Source organism: Okibacterium sp. HSC-33S16 (assembly GCF_024171565.1).
Classification (GTDB): domain Bacteria; phylum Actinomycetota; class Actinomycetes; order Actinomycetales; family Microbacteriaceae; genus Mycetocola_A.
Genome location: NZ_JALJZZ010000001.1, coordinates 659,553 through 679,302, shown reverse-complemented (window position 1 = coordinate 679,302; position 19,750 = coordinate 659,553). Strand labels below are relative to the sequence as shown.

At 63.4% G+C, this 19,750-nt stretch carries 17 protein-coding genes; 4 read left to right on the top strand and 13 right to left on the bottom strand.

The genetic code is table 11. The features are described 5' to 3' along the window. Window positions 1-32: 32 nt before the first annotated feature. A complete protein-coding gene (gene glgP, locus L1277_RS03300; RefSeq protein ID WP_253374910.1) occupies window positions 33-2,594 on the bottom strand; it encodes an alpha-glucan family phosphorylase in 2,562 nt (853 codons plus the stop codon). Between the two features lie 110 nt (window positions 2,595-2,704). On the opposite strand from glgP, the gene L1277_RS03295 reads away from it, so the two are divergent. Continuing rightward, entirely contained in the window at window positions 2,705-4,771 is a 2,067-nt protein-coding gene (locus L1277_RS03295) for an alpha-1,4-glucan--maltose-1-phosphate maltosyltransferase (protein ID WP_253374909.1), read from the top strand. A gap of 113 nt (window positions 4,772-4,884) precedes the next feature. Next, window positions 4,885-7,086: a 1,4-alpha-glucan branching protein GlgB gene (gene glgB / locus L1277_RS03290; protein WP_374110162.1), complete on the top strand. Its 2,202-nt coding sequence runs from the start codon at window positions 4,885-4,887 to the stop codon at window positions 7,084-7,086. Window positions 7,087-7,166: 80 nt separating this feature from the next. Here glgB and L1277_RS03285 read toward each other — a convergent pair whose 3' ends face one another. Continuing rightward, window positions 7,167-8,144 carry a tetratricopeptide repeat protein gene (locus tag L1277_RS03285; protein WP_253374908.1) on the bottom strand — a complete coding sequence of 326 codons (978 nt, stop codon included), beginning with the start codon at window positions 8,142-8,144 and terminating at the stop codon, window positions 7,167-7,169. Further along, the gene (locus L1277_RS03280; protein ID WP_253374907.1) at window positions 8,141-9,982 is read right to left on the bottom strand and encodes a hypothetical protein; all 1,842 of its coding nucleotides are present in this window, start codon (window positions 9,980-9,982) and stop codon (window positions 8,141-8,143) included. Before L1277_RS03280 ends, L1277_RS03285 begins: the two co-directional genes overlap by 4 nt. A gap of 202 nt (window positions 9,983-10,184) precedes the next feature. Here L1277_RS03280 and L1277_RS03275 point away from each other — a divergent pair, with 202 nt between their 5' ends. Continuing rightward, window positions 10,185-11,231: an AI-2E family transporter gene (locus tag L1277_RS03275; RefSeq protein WP_253374906.1), complete on the top strand. Its 1,047-nt coding sequence runs from the start codon at window positions 10,185-10,187 to the stop codon at window positions 11,229-11,231. 18 nt (window positions 11,232-11,249) lie between these two features. Here the strand turns inward: L1277_RS03275 and L1277_RS03270 are convergent, their stop codons facing one another. The 9 genes from L1277_RS03270 to rpsB form a co-directional block, all read right to left on the bottom strand. Beyond that, on the bottom strand, window positions 11,250-11,975 hold the full coding sequence (locus L1277_RS03270; RefSeq protein WP_253374905.1) for an alpha/beta hydrolase: 726 nt from the start codon (window positions 11,973-11,975) through the stop codon (window positions 11,250-11,252). Between the two features lie 10 nt (window positions 11,976-11,985). Next, a complete protein-coding gene (locus L1277_RS03265; protein ID WP_253374904.1) occupies window positions 11,986-12,285 on the bottom strand; it encodes a hypothetical protein in 300 nt (99 codons plus the stop codon). Window positions 12,286-12,341: 56 nt separating this feature from the next. Then, window positions 12,342-13,031 (bottom strand): lytic transglycosylase domain-containing protein, encoded by a 690-nt coding sequence (locus tag L1277_RS15745; RefSeq protein ID WP_253374903.1) that lies wholly within the window; start codon window positions 13,029-13,031, stop codon window positions 12,342-12,344. A 52-nt stretch (window positions 13,032-13,083) separates the two neighbouring features. Continuing rightward, window positions 13,084-13,635 carry a DivIVA domain-containing protein gene (locus L1277_RS03255; protein WP_253374902.1) on the bottom strand — a complete coding sequence of 184 codons (552 nt, stop codon included), beginning with the start codon at window positions 13,633-13,635 and terminating at the stop codon, window positions 13,084-13,086. A 52-nt stretch (window positions 13,636-13,687) separates the two neighbouring features. Beyond that, window positions 13,688-14,689, bottom strand: coding sequence for a phosphatidate cytidylyltransferase (locus L1277_RS03250; protein ID WP_253374901.1), 1,002 nt, complete (start codon window positions 14,687-14,689; stop codon window positions 13,688-13,690). Window positions 14,690-14,722: 33 nt separating this feature from the next. Further along, a complete protein-coding gene (gene frr, locus L1277_RS03245) occupies window positions 14,723-15,277 on the bottom strand; it encodes a ribosome recycling factor (protein WP_253374900.1) in 555 nt (184 codons plus the stop codon). A gap of 75 nt (window positions 15,278-15,352) precedes the next feature. Next, window positions 15,353-16,069 (bottom strand): UMP kinase, encoded by a 717-nt coding sequence (gene pyrH / locus L1277_RS03240; RefSeq protein WP_253374899.1) that lies wholly within the window; start codon window positions 16,067-16,069, stop codon window positions 15,353-15,355. 107 nt (window positions 16,070-16,176) lie between these two features. Continuing rightward, window positions 16,177-17,004 (bottom strand): translation elongation factor Ts, encoded by an 828-nt coding sequence (gene tsf / locus L1277_RS03235; RefSeq protein WP_253374898.1) that lies wholly within the window; start codon window positions 17,002-17,004, stop codon window positions 16,177-16,179. Window positions 17,005-17,028: 24 nt separating this feature from the next. Next, entirely contained in the window at window positions 17,029-17,970 is a 942-nt protein-coding gene (gene rpsB, locus L1277_RS03230; protein ID WP_253374897.1) for a 30S ribosomal protein S2, read from the bottom strand. Between the two features lie 304 nt (window positions 17,971-18,274). Here rpsB and L1277_RS03225 point away from each other — a divergent pair, with 304 nt between their 5' ends. After that, on the top strand, window positions 18,275-18,808 hold the full coding sequence (locus L1277_RS03225) for a murein hydrolase activator EnvC (protein WP_253374896.1): 534 nt from the start codon (window positions 18,275-18,277) through the stop codon (window positions 18,806-18,808). A 7-nt stretch (window positions 18,809-18,815) separates the two neighbouring features. On the opposite strand, the gene xerC is transcribed toward L1277_RS03225, so the two are convergent. After that, a complete protein-coding gene (gene xerC / locus L1277_RS03220) occupies window positions 18,816-19,727 on the bottom strand; it encodes a tyrosine recombinase XerC (protein ID WP_253374895.1) in 912 nt (303 codons plus the stop codon). Window positions 19,728-19,750 lie beyond the last annotated feature (23 nt).

Sequence of the window (19,750 nt, the reverse complement as noted above, 5' to 3'; positions counted from 1 at the left end):
GCCGGTTTCGGTTCGTCCCCGAGGCATTCGCTCTATTCGGCCGTTCGAATCAACCCCAACTCAGCCACACTGGCCAGCGAGTCGTTCTTGGGCACGATGCGGACGCTGTAACCAAAGCCGCCCGGGCGGCGAAGCTTGACCGAACCGACGTACTCGGTGGTGCCCTCTTCGGCCGGCGCACGCTCGGTGTCGACCTCCAGGTCGCGGGTACGCGTGTCGTGCAACTGGTCATCACCGGTCTTGCTGAGGCCGTAAACCACCTGGACGGCGACGTCGTCCGGGGAGAGGCTGCCGAGGCGCACCGATGCACGGAGGTGCAGCTCGTCGCCCACCTGTGGCGTGGCATCGAGCCCGCCCGACTCCACGTGCGCGATCGACACCTCAGGCCAGCTGGCCCCCACCCGGTGCTTCCAGTCCGAGAGGCGGCGAGCGGCCTTATAGCCATCGAACCGCAGTTCAGCCTGGCTCGAGAACGCCGGGAGGTACAGTTCCGACACGTACTGGCGCACCATCCGGTCGGCGCTCAACCGCGGTGAGAGGGTGGCGAGGGTGTGGCGCACGTGGCCGAGCCAGCGCTCCGGTTCGCCGTTCTCGTTGCGGTCGTAGAACAGCGGCGCGATCTGGTGCTCAATCAGCTCATACATCGAATTGGCTTCGAGACGGTCGCGCTCAGCCGGGTCTGTGGTGACAGCGGAGGGGATCGCCCAGCCGTTTTCACCATCGAAGAACTCCTCCCACCAGCCGTCGAGAATGGAGAGGTTGAGCGCCCCGTTGAGTGCTGCCTTCATCCCGCTGGTGCCGCAGGCCTCGAACGGGCGCAGCGGGTTGTTGAGCCAGATGTCGGTTCCTGGATACAGCTTCTGCGCCATCGAGATGTCGTAGTCCGGCAGGAACACGATGCGCTCACGCACCTCGGGGTCGCTCGCGAACTCGACGACCTTCTGGATAAGTCGCTTGCCCTCCTCGTCAGCGGGGTGCGACTTGCCGGCGATGACGATTTGCACCGGACGCTCAGGGTCGGTGAGCAGGCGGCGTAACCGGTCGGTGTCGTGCAGCATGAGGGTGAGCCGCTTGTAGGTCGGCACCCGGCGCGCAAAGCCGATGGTGAGGATGTTCGGGTCGAGGATCGTGCCGAGCCAGCGCGGCGGGACACCGCCCGGGTTCTGATCGGCCCAGGCCCGCTCCACCCGCCGCCGGGCGTCGGCGACGAGTTCGGCGCGCATGATGTTGCGGGTCTCCCATAGCGCAGCGGTTGACAACTGCGGGCTGGTCCAGTCGGCGTTGGTCGTCTCACCGCTGCCCCAGGTAGCCTCGGCGAGCGCGGTCAGTTCAGGTGCGGTCCAGCTGGGCGCGTGAACGCCGTTGGTGATCGACGTGATGGGCACGTCGTCGGCGTCGAACCCGGGCCAGAGCGACGAGAACATGCTCCTGCTCACCTTCCCGTGCAGTTGTGAGACGCCGTTGGCGCGCTGCCCCAGCCGGAGGCCCATGATGGCCATGTTGAACGCACCGCCCGCGGTGCCCGGTTCGTTGCCGAGGGCCAGGATGTCGTCGACGGAGACACCGGGCAGCAGGTCGGTCTCAAAATAACGGCGCACGAGATCAGCGGAAAACCGGTCGATCCCAGCAGGTACCGGCGTGTGGGTAGTGAAGACGGTTCCGCTGCGAACCACTTGAAGAGCCTCGTCGAAGCTCAACCCGCCCCGGATGAGGTCGCCGATGCGCTCGAGCCCCAGGAACCCGGCGTGCCCCTCATTGGTGTGAAACACCTCGGGGAGCCCGCCGCCGGTTCGATCGGCCCAGGCACGGATGGCGCGCACTCCTCCAATGCCCAGCAAGAGCTCCTGTCGGAGCCGATGTTCCTCGGCGCCCCCGTAGAGGCGGTCGGTGACCCGGCTGAGCTCATCGGAATTCTCGGGAATGTCGGTGTCAAGGAGCAGGAGGGTGACCCGGCCGACGGCGGCAACCCAGACACGAGCGCTCAGTACACGATCGTCCGGGAGACTCAAGGTGATCACGACGGGACTGTCATCCGGCTGGCGGAGTACCCGGAGCGGGAGGCCGTCGGGGTCGAGCACCGGATAGGTCTCCTGCTGCCATCCGTCGGGCGACAGCGACTGGCTGAAGTATCCGGCGCGGTAGAACAATCCAACGGCGATCAGGGGCACACCGAGGTCTGATGCACTCTTGAGGTGGTCGCCGGCCAGGATGCCGAGACCGCCTGAGTATTGCGGAAGCGCGGCGGCAACGCCGTACTCAGGCGAGAAGTAGGCGATGCTCGCCGGTTTGGTTCCCTCGAGGCCCTGGTACCACCGTGGTTCGGTGAGGTAGCGCTCAAGGTCGGCCCGGAGCGCATTGGTGCGCTCGACGAAGGAATCGTCGGCGGCGAGTTCATCAATGCGCTGTTGTCCGATCTCGCCGAACAGGCTGACCGGGTCGTGCTGGTAGTTGCGCCACGCGTCTGGCGAGATTTCGGAGAAGAGCTCCTGCGTGGGCAAATGCCAGGCCCAGCGGAGGTTGCCCACCAGGGATTCCAGCGCGGACAGTCGCTCGGGTAAAGCGGGGCGAACGGTAAATCGTCGAATGGCCTTCACGCGCTCAGCCTAAGGGAGTGAGGTCAGTTCACGTGAACACCCGCCTTATTCGGTCAGGCCACTTTGGTCAAGGCTCTCCTCCGCCGCGCTATTCGCGGTACGGTCGGACCGTGGCGAAGAAAGCATCGAGCACTCCGGCGGCAGCAGCCCCGCGTGCGGCAGACATCCAACCATCCGCTCCCGTGCAGGGAATCGGACGAATCCCTGTTCTGGGGCTCTCGCCCGTGGTTTCCTGCGGGCGCTGGCCAGCTCGCGGGTACGTCGGGGAGGTGATCCCCTTCGGCGCGACGGCCTTCCGTGAGGGGCACGACAGCATCGGGGTTGAACTCCTGCTCACCGATCCTGCCGGACGCACCGCGCGGCATCCCATGCACCTCGTCACGGTGGGCCTCGACGATTATTCGGTCCTCGCCCAGGTGACGACACCCGGCACCTGGACCTTCCGGGTGCGCGCGTATGCCGACGAATGGGAGACCTGGCGACACAACGCCGAGATCAAGATCCCCGCCGGAATCGACGTCGAGCTTATGTACACGATGGGTGCCGAGCTTCTCTCCCGAGCCGCCACCGACAAGAACCGACCCGTTCGCGAAAGGGACGTGCTCGCAACAGCAGCAGAGACCCTCTTGAACGTCAGTGCCGGAGACGACAAACGCTTCGCGGTACTGTCAGACCCCGAGCTCGAACGGATCGTGGGCGTGCGCCCGATCAGCGGCCTGGCCAGCGAGTCGGAGCCCGCCGAGATCCGGGTAGAACGAGCTCGCGCGGGACTCGGCTCCTGGTACGAATTTTTCCCACGGTCAGAGGGCGCCAAGCGACGCAAGGACGGCTCATGGCAGTCGGGCACGTTCCGCACCGCAGCCAAGCGACTCGCCGGAGTGGCTGCGATGGGCTTCGACGTGCTCTACCTGCCGCCCATCCACCCCATCGGCACCTCGTTCCGCAAGGGACCGAACAACACGTTGAACCCGGGCGAACACGACCCGGGCTCCCCGTGGGCTATCGGCTCCCCCGCTGGCGGACACGACACCATCCATCCCGACCTCGGAACGGTGGAGGACTTCACCTGGTTCATTGGCCAGGCCGCCAAGAAGAAGATCGAGGTCGCGATCGACCTGGCGCTGCAGGCATCACCCGACCACCCCTGGGTCACCGAGCACCCCGAGTGGTTCACGACCCTGCCCGACGGGTCGATCGCCTACGCCGAGAACCCACCCAAGAAGTACCAGGACATCTACCCGGTCAACTTTGACAACGATCCGGAAGGCATCCGCGCCGAAGTCCTGCGCATCGTGCGCTACTGGATCTCGCTCGGTGTGAAAATTTTCCGGGTCGACAACCCGCACACCAAACCTGTCGAGTTCTGGGAGTGGCTCATCGCCACCATCAACGCCGAGCACCCCGACGTCATCTTCCTTGCCGAGGCCTTCACCCGGCCAGCGATGATGCAGGCGCTCGCCCGGGTCGGCTTCCAGCAGAGCTACACCTACTTCACCTGGCGGAACACGAAGGAAGAACTCGAGGAGTTCTTTACGAGCATCTCCACCGAGACCGCCGACTTCCTGCGTCCGAACCTCTTCGTGAATACGCCGGACATCCTCACGGAGTACCTTCAGTTCGGCGGGCCGGCTGCGTTCACAATCCGAGCGGCCCTCGCCGCAACGGCCGCTCCCACCTGGGGCGTCTACGCCGGCTTCGAGCTGTTCGAGAACGTCGCCCGCCCCGGCGCGGAGGAGAACATCGACAACGAGAAGTACGAGTACAAGCCCCGCGACTTCGCGGGCGCCGAAGCCGCCGGCCGCTCGCTGTCCATCTACATCGGCATGCTCAACCGCATCCGCCGTGAGCACCAGGCCCTGCAGCAATTGCGCAACCTCACGCTGCACACGAGCGACGACGACTCGATGCTCGTGTACAGCAAGCACCTGGATCAAGCGTTCACTCCGTCGGGCACAAGCGACACCATCCTCGTTGTGGCCAACGTCGACCCGCACTCCGTTCGCGAGACCATGGTGCACATTGATTCCACCGCGTTCGGCATTCCGCTGGGCACCCCCTACCGCGTCACGGACCTCATCACCGGCAACAGCTGGGAGTGGGGAACTGACAATTTCGTCCGGCTCGACGCCTTCGTTGAACCGGTACACATTTTCCACGTTGAGGAGCTGAACCTGTGACAGACCGCACACGGCCGACACCGGACGCACCACACACGCCCGTAACGCCCCATACTCCCCCGCAGGCCGCACCGGTCACGCCTGCTACCGAGATTCCGCGCGCGGAATCGTCGGTGAAAGCGGATGCTGTGACCCCAGCAGTTGCATCGGTATCGGTTCCCGATGAATCGGTTCTCGAAGCCGTCGCGGCGGGTGCCTACTATGACCCGCACGCGGTCCTCGGCCAGCACTCAGCAGGGACGAACACCGTCATTCGCGCTCTCCGACCCCTCGCCACGACGGTGACCGCCGTTCTCGCCGACGACACCGAAGTGCCGCTGGAGCACCTGTACGGCGGAATCTGGGCAGGCACCCACGAGCACGGGTTTGCCGACTACCGGGTACGGGCGAGCTACGACAACGGGTCCCCCTGGACCGCTGATGACCCCTACCGGTTTCCGCCCACAATTGGCGAGCTCGACCTGCACCTGATCGGTGAAGGACGACACGAAGAGCTCTGGCACGCGTTGGGCGCGCATCTCAGGACACACTCGTCGTACGGCGACCCGGTGCTGGGCGCGGCGTTCACGGTGTGGGCGCCGCATGCCCGCGCCGTTCGGGTTATCGGCGACTTCAACGGCTGGGATGGCCGCTCGCACGCCATGCGCAACATGGGGCCAACCGGAGTCTGGGAACTCTTCGTCCCAGGGGTTGAGGCCGGCGTCAAGTACAAGTTCGAAATTCTCGGGGCCAACGGCAACTGGGTTCGCCGCGCAGACCCGATGGCCCGGTTCACCGAGACGCCGCCACTGACCGCGTCCGTTGTCGGTGAGTCCAGCCACACCTGGTCGGACGGCGACTGGCTTGAGCATCGTGCCGCGAACAACCCACACAACGGCCCGATGAGCATTTACGAAATGCACCTCGGCTCCTGGCGACCCGGACACGGATATCGCGACATCGCGGAACCCCTGATCGAGTATCTCCGTGCCCTGAACTACACGCACGTGGAATTTATGCCCCTCGCGGAGCATCCGTACGGCGGCTCATGGGGATATCAGATCAGCGGGTACTACGCACCGACCAACCGATTCGGTCACCCCGACGACCTCAAGTACCTCATCGACCAGCTGCACCAAGCGGGCATCGGCGTGCTCATGGACTGGGTGCCCGGTCACTTTGCCACCGACGAGTGGGCGCTCGGCCGCTTCGACGGTCAGGCGCTGTACGAGCATTCAGACCCCCGCCTCGGTGAGCACAAGGACTGGGGCACCTACATCTTCAACTTCGGCGACAGCCAGGTGCGCAACTTCCTCGTGGCGAATGCCCTCTACTGGCTCGAAGAGTTCCACGTCGACGGCCTCCGGGTCGACGCCGTCGCATCAATGCTCTACCTCGACTACTCGAGGGAAGAGGGGCAATGGGTGCCGAACGAACACGGCGGTCGAGAGAACCTGCACGCTATCAGCCTGCTGCAGGAAGCCAACGCCACCGCGTACAAGCGCAACCCCGGCGTTGTAATGATCGCCGAGGAGTCGACGAGCTGGCCCGGTGTGACGAAACCCACCTCAGGAGGCGGGCTCGGCTTCGGGTTGAAGTGGAACATGGGCTGGATGCACGACACGCTCCAGTACATGCAACAGGACCCGATGTACCGCTCCTACCACCACGGTGAGCTCACCTTCACCTTTGTCTATGCGTTCAGCGAGAACTTCCTGCTGCCGATCAGCCACGACGAGGTCGTGCACGGCAAGGGTTCACTACTGGCGCGGATGCCCGGGGACCATTGGCAGCAGCTCGCCAATGCACGCGTCTTCCTGGCGTTCATGTGGGCGCACCCCGGGAAGCAACTGCTGTTCATGGGCCAGGAATTCGGGCAGCCATCCGAGTGGTCGGAGGCGCGCGGCCTCGACTGGTGGATCCTCGACCAGCCCGCGCACCAGGGGCTCTTCAACCTTGTCGGACAGCTCAACGCCGTGTACAAAGAAAACCCGGCGCTGTGGGCGCTCGACAATGACCCCAGCGGTTTCGAGCTGCTCGACGGAGGCGACGCCGAGAACAGCGTGCTGTCGTTCCTGCGTCGAGACGGAGAGGGCAACACCATCGCCGTGCTGCTCAACTTCTCCGGTGTGCCCAGGAACGCTCACCGGGTCGGACTGCCGGAGGCCGGCGAGTGGGAAGAGCTGCTCAACACGGACGCTGCCCACTACGGCGGCTCCGGCGTCGGAAACATGGGCTCGGTCACTGCGACAGACACACCGTGGTCGGGGCGCCCGGCATCGGCGGAAGTGACGCTGCCGCCGCTTGGCAGCATCTGGTTGCGACTGCGCCGCTAGCCTGTCGGCGGCTCGCTCAGACAAAGCTCCGGTCGACCTCCCTGACGGGGAGCTCGACCGGAGCTTGTCGTTGGCTCTGGTTAGTAGAGCAGGTTGGTCAACCGGGCGCGCGCACGGCCCACGCGAGGGTCGGTGACACCGACGACCTCGAAAAGCTCGAGAAGACGCGTACGAATCACGGTGCGATCGTCAACGTCGGCGCTTTCGAACAGTGTGAGCAGGCGGTCGAACGCGTCCTCAACATGTCCGCCGGACAGATCGAGGTCTGCCACGTCGAGCTGCGCGGACAGGTCGTTGGGCTGAGCGGCAGCTGCTGACCGGATTTGCTCGATTGTCTTGCCTTCGAGACGGTGCAGCAAGCTGACCTGCGCGAGTCCCGCAACGGCCATCTTGTCGAGCGGGTTCTGAGCGATCGCCTTAGAGTACGCCGCGATGGCCTTCGGGTAGTCCCCGGCCTCGATAGCGTCGTACGCTTCAGCGTGCAGGGGAGGAAGTGGCGGTTCGACAGGCTCTGCTTCTTCGACGGTTTGCCCGGCAACGAGGACCGACGAGACCACGCCGGTCTGGGCAGCGGCCTGCAGGACCTGCTCGAAAACATCCCGGACCTGCGGCTCAGGGACCGCGCCCGTGAACAGCTGCAACGGGCGACCGCCAATGAGGGCTACTACGGTGGGGATTGACTGCGCCTGGAAGGCCTGGGTCAACTGTGGGTTGGCATCGACGTCGACTTTCACGAGCAGCAGCTTGCCGCCGTATTCGGTGACGAGCTTCTCCAAAACCGGAGACAACTGCTTGCACGGGCCGCACCATTCGGCCCAGAGGTCAACGATGACGGGAACACGCTGCGAGAGCTCGAGGAACTGGGCGAAGTTCGCGTCAGTACCGTCGAGGACCAGCGACGGCACCTCGATAGCGCCCTGTGCGTTGGGGGCGACGGCCCCGGTCGCGGGTGCTGCGGGCGCACCGGCGGGCGGGCGGTTGACGAGGCTCGACAGGTCTACGGCTCCGCGAAGAGCGGCACCGTTGAGAGCCGATGGCCCAGGCTGGACGCCACTCATGCGAGCTCCGCCGCTGCGGTCAACGCTTGACTGAACCCCAGCAGCCGAATCTTCTCGGAGCTGCCTGCCGGAGGCACATAGAACAGCAGCTGGTCACTATAGGTCGATTGCACGCCCTTCTCCGTTTCCGTGAGTCCACTGAGCGCGGCTACCGCGCCCGATGGTTTAATTTTGGCACCGACTTCGAGGGGCTTGACCACCTCGGTCTCGGCGATGTTGATAGAGACGAGTGACCCTGACTCATTTGTTGCCAGAGCGACGGGAGGCGCCGTTCCAGCCGCCACCGAGAACTCGATGGATGCCGTCGTCGGTAGCGCAGCTTTCTTGGCCTCACGGTCACTGGCGATGACGCCACGAAGTGTGTCGCCCTCCCCATCGAAGAGCGCAGCGAATTCGCTGTTCTCCCCGTTCGTGATGATGTCCGCGTATGCCGAACCCAATTTGTTCGGTGGAAGCAGGAGGAAGGACGAATCCGGCGGTACCTGCGCCGCGCCGATGGTCGCCGGCGCCACCTCAGGGATCTCAGCCTGTGGCTCCAGACGCATGGCGTACTCGACCTGATAGTTGGACCGCGGGCTCGCTTGGAGCAGGACGATAGCTGTGGGAGCCGAGGTTGGGTCGGCTTCGTCCTGAACGACGCTCATCACGGTTCGCGGCCAGGTGTCCGTGGCCTGCGGCAGCGTGAGCCCACCGGGCGATGACGGGATGACCGGGGACTGCGGGTGCTCCGGGATCTTGGCTCGGATGGCGTAGTTGCTCTTACGTTCGTCCAGCGCCGGTCCCACGAAACGGGTGGCTGCAAGGTCAGCGTTCATCGCCTGGTCGGCTTCGAGTGTCGTGGTGGAGATGCGGGCGATGATGCGCTCGAGCTGCGGGGTGGTGACGGCCGGAGCTGGCTGGTCTTCCTCCGGCTCGGCCTCCAGCGCACTCGCCGTCGGGGTCGACGACGGAGAGGAGTCCGGCGAAAGGTCCGGCCAGAACCCAGCGGAGCACCCGCTCAAAGCGAGGGATGAAACGAGCATGATCGGAATTACCGCGATCATCGACCGTTTCGCGGGGCGCTTCGGGGCACTTCCGTGGCGCTTATCGGACTTGTAACGCGACGGCTTGGGCACCTTCGGCATTTTCTCCATCCCGGGACCAGCGCTGATTCCCTTGCGACGCGGGCCTCGACTCTTGCGCATGTGGTGGATGCCAAGGAGATACAGGGCCAATCCGACGAGTAGAAGTACGATACCCGCAGTGATCAACGGACCGGCCCACGGTGTCGCATTGTCGAGCGGCCAGGACACCGACACCTTGGCTGGAGCTGGTTCGGTGCCGTCGGAGGCAATGAGCACGCTCACGTCTTCCGGAACGTTGATCGTCGTGAGAACGGCACCCTCTTCGGAGTGCTCGGCAAGCCAGAGATCAGATCCCCGAGGGTCGTCGAGCGCGGCCTCCTGAGCGGCAAGCTCTTCGTCCGTTGGCGCGGTATTGTCTTCCGGCGTGCTTTCGGGATCAGCCTTCGTACCCGGCGTAACCGCCTTGCTGACGAGCTCGCCGCTTTCGTCGTCGATGCTCATGCGGTTGTACGCGGCGTCCCCGAGCCACGCGGCAACATCAGCTGTTCTCCCATACGAGACGAACACGGTGTCACTGCCGGACACGGTCAGCGTTTGCTGGCCGGGCTCCGAGACGAGGACCTTGCCGTCTATGACGGTATAGGGAAGGTCACCCTTGACGGTGGTCTCGACGGCGTAAGTTGACGGACCGAGAAAGACGGTGCGCTGGGCGATGCCCAACACAATCATGGTCGCGGCAACCACAAACGCCAAAATAGCGAGTACGAATCGCACTGAATCTCCTTCTCTGTTGCAACCGCACGGGCATTTTCGCCCGATTTGTGGTTAGCATCGGGCCGGAAGCAACAGGCACAGACGTTTCAGACTAGCCGAAATCCCTGAGAGGGAGCTAGCAGCGCCCGCGTTTGACATGACGAATGAGCTGTTGGTTCGCTGGCCACTACGATTATGAAATGTCCATGGCGAGGGAACACAAGTGAAGATACAGAACCCGTTCCGGTTCGGGCTCATCGGCACTCTCGGCGTCGGACTTGGGCTGCTCATCCTGTTCTCGATCGTGTCGCTCTCAACGATCCTGACCTATATCGGAGCCGCAATCTTTATTGCGCTCGGCCTCGACCCCATTGTGACCTGGCTGGAAAAGAAGCGCGTTCCTCGGTGGGCGGCGCTCATCATCGTGATCGTCGGGCTGCTGGCGCTCTTCGCCGGGCTCATCTGGATGGTCGTCCCGATCATTGTCGACCAGATCTCCGAACTCGTGCGGATCATCCCCGATCTTCAGTCCCAGTTCCAGGACTACCCGTTCATCGAGAACCTTTCGGAGCAGTTCCCTTTCATCGACTTCCAGAAGATCATCGCCGACACCGGCGACTTCTTCACATCGAACATCACGAATATCGGCAGCGGAGCCATCAAATTTGCGGTCGCTATTGGTGCGGCATTCTTCGGCGCACTTATCGTGCTCATCCTCACCATCTACTTCACCGCGTCGCTCCCCTCGATCAAGCGTGGCCTCTACCAGCTCGTACCGGCAACCCGGCGCGAGCGGTTCGCTGACCTCGCCGAGCAGATCACAGACTCGGTCGGCCGGTACGTGATTGGCCAGGTCAGTATCGCGGCCTGCAGCGGTGCACTGACCTTCATCTTCCTGTCGATCATCAAGGGACCGTTCCCACCGGTACTGGCGTGCGTCGCCTTCTTCTTCTCTATGATTCCGCTCATCGGCACGCTGACCGGGTCCATCATCATCACTTTGGTCTGTCTGATCCCCGGGCTGGGATCCCCGCTGACAGCGCTGGTCGCGGCGATCTACTACCTCATCTACATGCAGGTCGAGGCGTACGTTCTCAGCCCCAACATCATGCGGAGGGCGGTGAGCGTACCCGGCGCGGTGGTCGTCATCGCTGCTCTGGCAGGAGGGTCATTGCTGGGCCTTCTCGGCGCCCTGATCGCAATTCCCACCGCCGCGTCCATACTGCTCATCATCAAACAGGTGATTATTCCCCGTCAGAACGAGCTCTGACGACGCGTCTCCGCGTGGCTAGTCGTCGATCTCCCACTTGTCGGGCAGTGGCAACGCATCAGGATTGACCGCCGCCACAATCTCGGACAGCACCCGCCGTGTCTGCGTCTCCCCCACCCACAGGTGTTTGCCTCCTTCGACCGCGATCAGTACCGCGTTGGGGACGTTGGCGAACCGACTGGCCGCTTCATCGGGGCGAAGGTAGTCGTCGAACTCAGGGATGAGCGCGATCAGGTCACGGCGATCATCGCGCCACTCATCAAGCTCCTCCTGGGTGGCCCGGTGCAGCGGAGGGGAGAGAAGCACAGCACCTTCGACCGGGTGGTCCCTGCCGTACTTGAGGACAAGTTCAGTGCCGAACGACCAACCGATGAGCCATGGGCGCGGCAGCCCTCGCTCGGTGACGAAGTCCATGGCGGCGCGAAGATCGAGTTCTTCGGCAACGCCGTCCCCGAACTCTCCGTCGCTCGTTCCCCGGTCCGACGACGTACCGCGTGTGTTGAATCGCAGCACAGCCACGTCGGCCATCGCGGGCAGCCGCGCCGCCGCCTTCCGGAGAATGTGCGAGTCCATGAAGCCACCGGCCGTCGGCAGCGGGTGGAGGGTGACGAGCGTGGCGACCGGGGCCCGATCGAGCGGGGTCGCCAGTTCACCGACCAGTGTGAGTCCGTCCTGGGTGGTCAGGGTGATGTCTTCGCGCCGGGCAGGCAGAACAGTGCCGCCGCGTACTTCAATGATCGTCATGAATTCCGTTTCAGCCGATGCGCCAGCAGTGATTGTGCCAATGCCGCCTCGCGGCGAGATCCGCGTCATCACCGAGTACGCCATCCGCTCGCCAAATGACGAGGTGAGGAATTCCCGGCTCAATGCCGAGGCCGCAGCCCGGGCAGAGGTATTCCTTCACGGCACGCTCAGCGCTCAGCGGCTGAACATAGAACTCGCGACCGCGACGCGTCTCAGTGCGCTTCCAACCGGAGAGCAGGTGCTCGAGCGATCCGTTCTCGTCGGTCGAGCGAATATCGCGTCGACCCCTCGGCCGGTTGCTTCTTGGCATGAATCCATCTTAGGCAAACGCCCGGGAATTCTGGCCGGTGTGACACCGACGGGCCGTTAGTACCAGCCCTTAGCCTGTGAGTGACCCCACGCACCGCACGGCGTTCCGTAGCGACCCGTGATGTAGCCAAGTCCCCAGGTGATCTGGGTGGCGGGGTTAGTTGCCCAGTCACTGCCGGCGCTGCCCATCTTGCTTCCGGGGAGAGCCTGCGGAATGCCGTAGGCGCCGCTGGACTTATTCTCTGCGTTGACCCGCCAGCCGGACTCTTTGTTCCACAGCGCGACGAGGCAGGAGAACTGGTCTTCGCCCCAACCGCGCGCCAGAACCATGTCGTGCGCGATGGCTTGGGCGGAGCCCGGGTCTGCGGTGACCTTGGGAAGCGCAGTAGCCGGCTTCTTGGCCCCACCGGTTGAGGTGTCCTCTGCTTCTTCCTCCACCACAACAACGGGCTCAGGAATCGGCGCGGCGACGAACTCGTAACCATCGCGCGTGAAGCTGGTTTCATAGGCGCCGGCCACGGCGAATGCCTGCGTGCTGGCCCCGTCGTACCGGTCGGCGACCTGGAAATACGGCGACGCGGTCGCGCCCGAATACGGGTCGACCACGTTCACGGCAACAACAGCAACGGCCGCCGCGAACGAGAAGAAGAAGAGCGTGAATGGGCTGCGCGATCGGGGTCTCTCAAACGCCCTGCCGACTCGGGAAGCGGGTGCGGAGGACTCGAGTTTCACAAGATGTTTAGCCACGATCTTTCGATTTTAGCCCAGAACGGGGGTTATCGCGAGTCCGAAACGCGAATCACCGCACAGCGAGCATGACCTCGGTGACGCTGTCGAGCAGCAAATCGACCTGCGCTTCACGGTATCCCCCGCGTTGAGCGCCGAAAACAGCGGTTCGCACGGCGTCGGTGCTGAACGGAACGCCCCGCTCAAAGTAGGCCGTGAGGCTGTCGCACAAGGCATCGACGTCCGCGACTGAATAGCCCTGCGCGAGGAAACTTGTCCGCTGGAAGCGGTGCCCCTCCGGGCGGGTAATCCGGTTCAGAATAACCTGCGCGGTTTCCCGAGCGGCACCCAGCCACTCCCCCTTGCCACGCTCAGCGAATGCACGTTCGCGCTCACGAAGCGCAAAGGCGTCCTCAAGACGTTCCAGCGCAGCATCCACGTGGCTTGTTGAATATCCGCCGCGAACCAGAGAGAAGGAGGTGTGTCGAATAGCGGATGCCGTCAGTCCGGTCGGTCCTGAATCGTCGGCGTCGTACGCGGCGCGGGCTTTCGCGAGAAACGCGTCGACCTGCGCGACGTTATATCCCTTGCTGCGCTTACGTGCCGGAGGAAATGTGGTGCTCACCAGTTCATCCTCTCAGCGCCAGACGATCGCCGCATGATCAACACTCCGTGACTCACGCCGTCATTCCGGTCGCGCTGAAGACGGTGAAAATCGCGAGGGCAACCGGCGCGGACGGCAGCATGGAGTCGATGCGGTCGAGGAACCCTCCGTGCCCGGGCAGCCACGAGCTGATGTCCTTAATGCCGATGTCGCGCTTGATGAGCGATTCGGTGAGGTCACCGAGCGTTGCAGTGCCGAGCAGCGCGAGGCCGAATATCACTCCAACCCACCAGGGTGTGTCGAGCATCAGAAGGGCAAGCACCACACCGGTGACAACCGCGGCTACTCCCGCGCCCGCAAATCCTTCCCAGGTCTTCTTGGGGCTGATTTTGGGAGCCATGGGGTGTTTACCGAAGCTCAAGCCGCTCGCGTATGCGCCGATGTCCACGGCCACAACGAGGATGAGGAACGCCAGCGCCCACCACTGGCCCTCAGGTTGAAGCACGAGGGTGACGGCGAAGCTGGCGAGGAACGGAACATACAGCTGAACGAGGACGGCCGCCACGAGATCGCGGCCCAGCCGGTGCCGTCCGCCCGACCGGGATTCAAACAGCTGGGCGACCAGGCGCCACAGCACGACGAAGACAACGGCGGCAGCGAGCACGATCCACCGCGAAGAGGGGCTGAAAAGGTAACTGCCTCCCACGATCGCTACGCCGGCCACGACGGCAGGAATGACGTCGACCCGACGACCGCTCTCGCGCAGGGCGCGCGCCAATTCGAAGGTCGCGAAGGCAACAATTGCGGCGCAGAAAGCGACGAAGATGCCTTTGATGAAGATCAGGCTCGCAACCAGGATGAGGCCAAGCCCCAGACCGAACACGGTGGCCATGAGGAGGTTCCGACCGGCACGCGCCTCGATCCGTTCATTGACCTGATCGATTTGGGCGCGGGTGGTACGCACCTGCCGTTCGATCTCCGCTCGACGTGACTTCAACTGCGCCTGAAGCTCGTCTCTCGACATCCGCTTCGAACGCTGGCTGTTCCGTCCGGGCTTTTCGGCCGGTTCGGTCATGCCGTCACCTTATTTCCAGAGTGCACGTGAACGCTAGATCTCGAGCAGTTCGGCCTCTTTGCGCTTGAGTGCATCATCGATAGCGTCGATGTGCGACTTGGTGACCTGCTCGAGTTCTTTCTCAGCCCGTGCGACATCGTCATCGCCGACCTCGCTCTTGAGAGCATCGAGGTCGTCCTTGCCCTTACGGCGGATGTTGCGAACGGCTACCTTGGCATCTTCACCCTTGGTGCGAACAATCTTCACATACTCCTTGCGGCGCTCCTGGGTGAGCTCCGGCAGCGTTACACGAACGATGCTGCCATCGTTCGTGGGGTTTGCTCCGAGGTTGGGAACGTCGCGAATGGCCTGTTCGATGTCCTTGAGCGCGCTCTTGTCGTACGGGCTGACAATCATTGTGCGCGCCTCAGCGTTGTTCAGGGAGGCGAGCTGGTCGAGCGGAGTCGGTGTGCCGTAGTAGTTCACGAGGATCTTCTGGAACATCTGCGGGTTCGCTCGCCCGGTACGGACGGTAGCGAAGTCGTCCTTGGCAACCTCAACAGCTTTTCCCATTCGGGTTGTTACGTCAGAGAGAACTTCCGCGATCACGTGCGACTCCTTCTAGTTGCGTGTAGTCGTCCTCCATTCTACGGGGAGGACGCTGGTGCGGTCAGGAACCGCGGGTCAGTTGCTGACGAGGGTCCCGATGCCGGCACCGAGAATAGCCTTGGTGACGTTACCTTCGGGCGCCATGCCGAAGACCTGCATGGGCATGGCGTTGTCCATGCAGAGGCTGAACGCTGTCGAGTCAACAACCTTGAGGCCGCGCTGGAGCGCTTCCTGGTAGGTGATCTGGTCGATGCGGGTGGCGTTGAGGTCGACCTTCGGGTCGGCCGTGTACACGCCGTCGACGCCGTTCTTGGCGACGAGCACGATATCGGCACCGATCTCAAGTGCGCGCTGCGCGGCGACCGTATCGGTCGAGAAGTACGGCAGCCCGGCGCCGGCGCCGAAGATGACGACCCGGCCCTTTTCAAGGTGTCGTTCGGCACGACGCGGGATGTATGGCTCGGCGACCTGTGTCATCGAGATCGCGGATTGCACACGCGTCTCGGCGCCGGCCTGCTCGAGGAAGTCCTGGAGCGCGAGGGCGTTCATCACAGTTCCGAGCATGCCCATGTAGTCCGCGCGACCGCGGTCCATTCCACGCTGTGACAGTTCAGCGCCGCGGAAGAAGTTTCCGCCGCCGACCACGATGGCGATTTCGACAGTCTTCGCCGCTTCGGCGATCTCTCGCGCGATGTTCGACACGACATCGGGGTTGACGCCGAGCGACCCTGCCCCGAACGACTCACCGGAGAGTTTGAGAAGTACCCTGCGCTTCTTGGTGACTGTGGACATCCGTTTATCGCCTTTCATAAAGCTGTGAGAACTCGGGTGATGCGTGTGACGGTACGCATGAAAAAAGAGTCCGGATCACGTCGTGATCCGGACTCCTCATGATGTGCTTACGCGCCGACCTTGAAGCGGGCGAAGCCCGTCACTGTCAGGTTTGCGTCGGCAAGAACCTTCTTGACCTGGATCTTGCTGTCGCGTGCATAGTCCTGTTCGAGCAGGGCGACCTGCTTGAAGAACGCGGTCAGGCGACCCTCGACGATCTTGGGAAGTGCCGCTTCCGGCTTTCCTTCGTTCTTCGAGATCTCGGTGACAATCTCGCGTTCCTTGTCCACGGTCTCTGCCGGAACTTCTTCGCGGGTCAGGTACTGCGGGTCGAACATCGCGATGTGCTGGGCAATAGCGCGAGCGGTCTCTGCGTCTTCGCCGGTGTAGCTGACGACAACGCCGATCTGCGGCGGCAGGTCCTTGCTGGTCTTGTGCAGGTACACAGCGAACTGCTCACCCGAAACAAGCGCGACACGACGCAGCTCAACCTTTTCGCCGAGGATTGCTGCCTGGTCGTTGATCAGGTCAGCAACGCTCTGCTCGCCTGCCGGAGCAGCGAGAGCTTCCTCAACCGAGGAGGCGCCTGCAGCTGCAACAGCGTCGAGGACCTTGTCAGCAAGAGCGACGAACTTGTCGTTCTTCGCAACGAAGTCGGTCTCGCAGGCGAGCTCGATCAGCGTTGTGGTTGCGCCGTTTTCCTTGGCAGCAACGAGTCCCTCGCTCGTGGAGCGGTCGGCACGCTTCGCGTTACCCTTTGCTCCCTTGAGACGCAGGATTTCGGTGGCCTTCTCCATGTCACCGTCGGCCTCGACGAGAGCGTTCTTGGTGTCGACCATTCCGGTCCCAAGCTGCTCACGAAGAGCCTTGATGTCAGCAAGAGCGATGTTTGCCATATTCGTGAAACTCCTCTTTTGCGATTAGTTGTTGTCGGCGACGGGCTGCTTCTCAGCCTCGGTCGCTTCCGCCTCGAGGCGCTCTTCGGTCTGTGCGTCGCTCTCAGGAGCGACGACCTCGACGGGAGCGTCTTCAGCGATTGCCGCGTTCTTCTCGGCTACTTCAGCGTCAGCGTCGTTCTGCTCGACAGGCGCTGCTGCAGCGTCGGCTCCGAGGAGTTCTGCTTCCCATGCGGCCAGGGGCTCGACGGGGGCTTCGCCCTCGGTCGGCTTCTGGTGGCGCTGGATGAGGCCCTCTGCTGCTGCGTCCGCGATGATGCGGGTAAGCAGGCCAACCGAGCGGATGGCGTCGTCGTTACCCGGGATCGGGTAGGTGACTTCGTCCGGGTCGCAGTTGGTGTCGAGGATACCGATGACGGGGATTCCGAGCTTGCGAGCCTCGTCAATAGCGAGGTGCTCTTTCTTGGTGTCAACAACCCACAGAGCCGAAGGCGTCTTGGTGAGGTTGCGGATTCCGCCGAGCGACTTGTGAAGCTTGTCGAGCTCGCGCTTCTTGATGAGCATTTCCTTCTTGGTGAAGCCCGACTTTGCGGTGTCTTCGAAGTCCAACTCTTCAAGTTCCTTCATGCGAGCGAGGCGCTTGGAAACCGTCTGGAAGTTAGTGAGGAGTCCACCGAGCCAGCGCTGGTTGACGTAGGGCTGGCCAACGCGGGTCGCCTGCTCGGCGATCGCTTCCTGTGCCTGCTTCTTCGTTCCAACGAAGAGGATCGTTCCACCGTGGGCGACGGTCTCCTTGACGAAGTCGTATGCCTTGTCGATGAACCCGAGCGACTGCTGCAGGTCGATGATGTAGATGCCGGAACGCTCGGTGAAGATAAAGCGCTTCATCTTCGGGTTCCAACGGCGGGTCTGGTGCCCGAAGTGCACGCCGCTGTCGAGCAGCTGGCGAATGGTTACGACGGCCATGAGCCGTTCTCCTATTCTGGCGCGCCCGTAATCGGGGCGAACGCCTGTCGGTTGTCAGTGCGGCCGAGTGACCGCTCCTCCTGGTGCCCGGCGCACGTCCGCCCTGTCGTATTCACGAGAGAGACCGATGGAAGTGGGAGCCGAATGGGCACGCGTAGTCACCTCGACATGCGAGGTGCTCCGAATATCCTAGCAGCACGCTGCGGGCTGATGGCGTCCTCAACATCAAGCCTCGGATTGACTTCGAGCCCCCGGATAGGCATCCCCGGAAAGATCAGCGACTCTGACTCGCCAGACTCGGAATATGAACCTGCAACTCGGCCTGCGTATCGCCCTGATCTGTTATCTCGCCGCAACCAGTTCCCCGACTGTCGGTACGGCCGGGCCGGTGGACAGCGGACGGGAACACACAGGCGCCTCTGCAGGCCCGCGCTGGCTCTGGCCTGTAGACGGGGAACGCGCGGTCCTCCGTCCGTTCGAGGCACCGGCGACGCCGTACGCCGCCGGTCATCGAGGAGTGGATCTTCGTGCACTTCCCACTGCGGTTCTCGTCGCCCCTGCGGATGGGGTCGTGAGTTTCGCTGGAACGGTTGTCGACCGCCCGGTTCTCTCGATCACGTCACCCGGAGGCCTGGTGGCGAGCATTGAACCGATCGCTGCGTCGGTACGCGATGGCGACACAGTCGCCGCAGGAGATGCCATCGGGGTCGTAGCGGCGGGCGGACACTGTTCCGGAAGATGCGTGCATTTCGGCGTTCGGTTACACGGCGAGTACGTGAATCCGTTTGTTCTTCTCGAAACGGTCCCCCGCGCCGTTCTGCTGCCGGTGAAGCGGTGAGAGCCGGTCAGGCCCGCGGGTGCGCGCCCCGATAACTCTCTTTCAGCCGCTCGGTCGACACATGCGTGTAAATCTGGGTAGTACCGAGCGAACTGTGACCGAGGAGCTCCTGTACCGCGCGCAGGTCAGCACCACCATCGAGCAGGTGTGTCGCTGCCGTGTGCCGGAGGGTGTGTGGCCCCTGCGCGGAACCGCCGGGAATCGATCCAAGAACTCGGCTGACCAGCGCATACACGCTCCGAGGTCCTATGCGACCGCCCTGCACTCCAAGGAAGACGGCGTCGGTGCTCTGCTTATGCTTCGCAAGCAGCGCCGGTCGCCCCCGTCTCAAATAGTCGACGAGGGCGGAGTGAGCCGGAACACCGAACGGCACAACTCGCTCCTTTGACCCTTTACCCAAGACACGGAGCGTGAGCCGGTCCAGGTCGATGTCGTCTTGATTGAGGCCGCACAGTTCAGATACTCGGATGCCGGATGCGTACAGGAGTTCAAAGAGTGCGGCATTACGGAGGGCGACAGGGTCGCCCGTCCCCGCGCTCTCCGAGAGCGCATCGAGCATGGTCTTCATCTGTGACCGTTGCATCACGTGCGGGAGCGTTCGACCAGTCTTCGGCGAGCGCAACCGAACTGCTCGATCCACCTCGATGTGCCCGTTCTGGGCCATCCACGCCGACCATCCGCGCACCGACGACGAGCGCCGCGCAAGGGTCGTCGCGCCCAAACCGGACTGTGAGGACGCCCACAGCCAATCGCGGAGGAGCTCAAGGTCGATGTCCGACGCCTCAGTGATGCTTCGCTCAGCCGCGAAATGCGCGAACGCGGCCAGATCCGATTCATAGGCCCGGCAGGTCGACGGCGAGTATTGGCGTTCGACGGCAATGTAATCGACGTATCGCGCCACCGCTGTCGAAATCTTCACTCTCCCAGACTCTCGCATTAGCG

What these genes read in the sequence shown, in the direction of transcription:
- L1277_RS03285 (WP_253374908.1), bottom strand. Translation starts at nt 8,144, where the DNA reads ATGAGTGGCGTCCAGCCTGGGCCATCGGCTCTCAACGGTGCCGCTCTT.
- L1277_RS03270 (WP_253374905.1), bottom strand. Translation starts at nt 11,975, where the DNA reads ATGACGATCATTGAAGTACGCGGCGGCACTGTTCTGCCTGCCCGGCGC.
- L1277_RS03265 (WP_253374904.1), bottom strand. Translation starts at nt 12,285, where the DNA reads ATGCCAAGAAGCAACCGGCCGAGGGGTCGACGCGATATTCGCTCGACC.
- L1277_RS03250 (WP_253374901.1), bottom strand. Translation starts at nt 14,689, where the DNA reads ATGACCGAACCGGCCGAAAAGCCCGGACGGAACAGCCAGCGTTCGAAG.
- pyrH (WP_253374899.1), bottom strand. Translation starts at nt 16,069, where the DNA reads ATGTCCACAGTCACCAAGAAGCGCAGGGTACTTCTCAAACTCTCCGGT.
- tsf (WP_253374898.1), bottom strand. Translation starts at nt 17,004, where the DNA reads ATGGCAAACATCGCTCTTGCTGACATCAAGGCTCTTCGTGAGCAGCTT.
- rpsB (WP_253374897.1), bottom strand. Translation starts at nt 17,970, where the DNA reads ATGGCCGTCGTAACCATTCGCCAGCTGCTCGACAGCGGCGTGCACTTC.
- L1277_RS03225 (WP_253374896.1), top strand. Translation starts at nt 18,275, where the DNA reads ATGAACCTGCAACTCGGCCTGCGTATCGCCCTGATCTGTTATCTCGCC.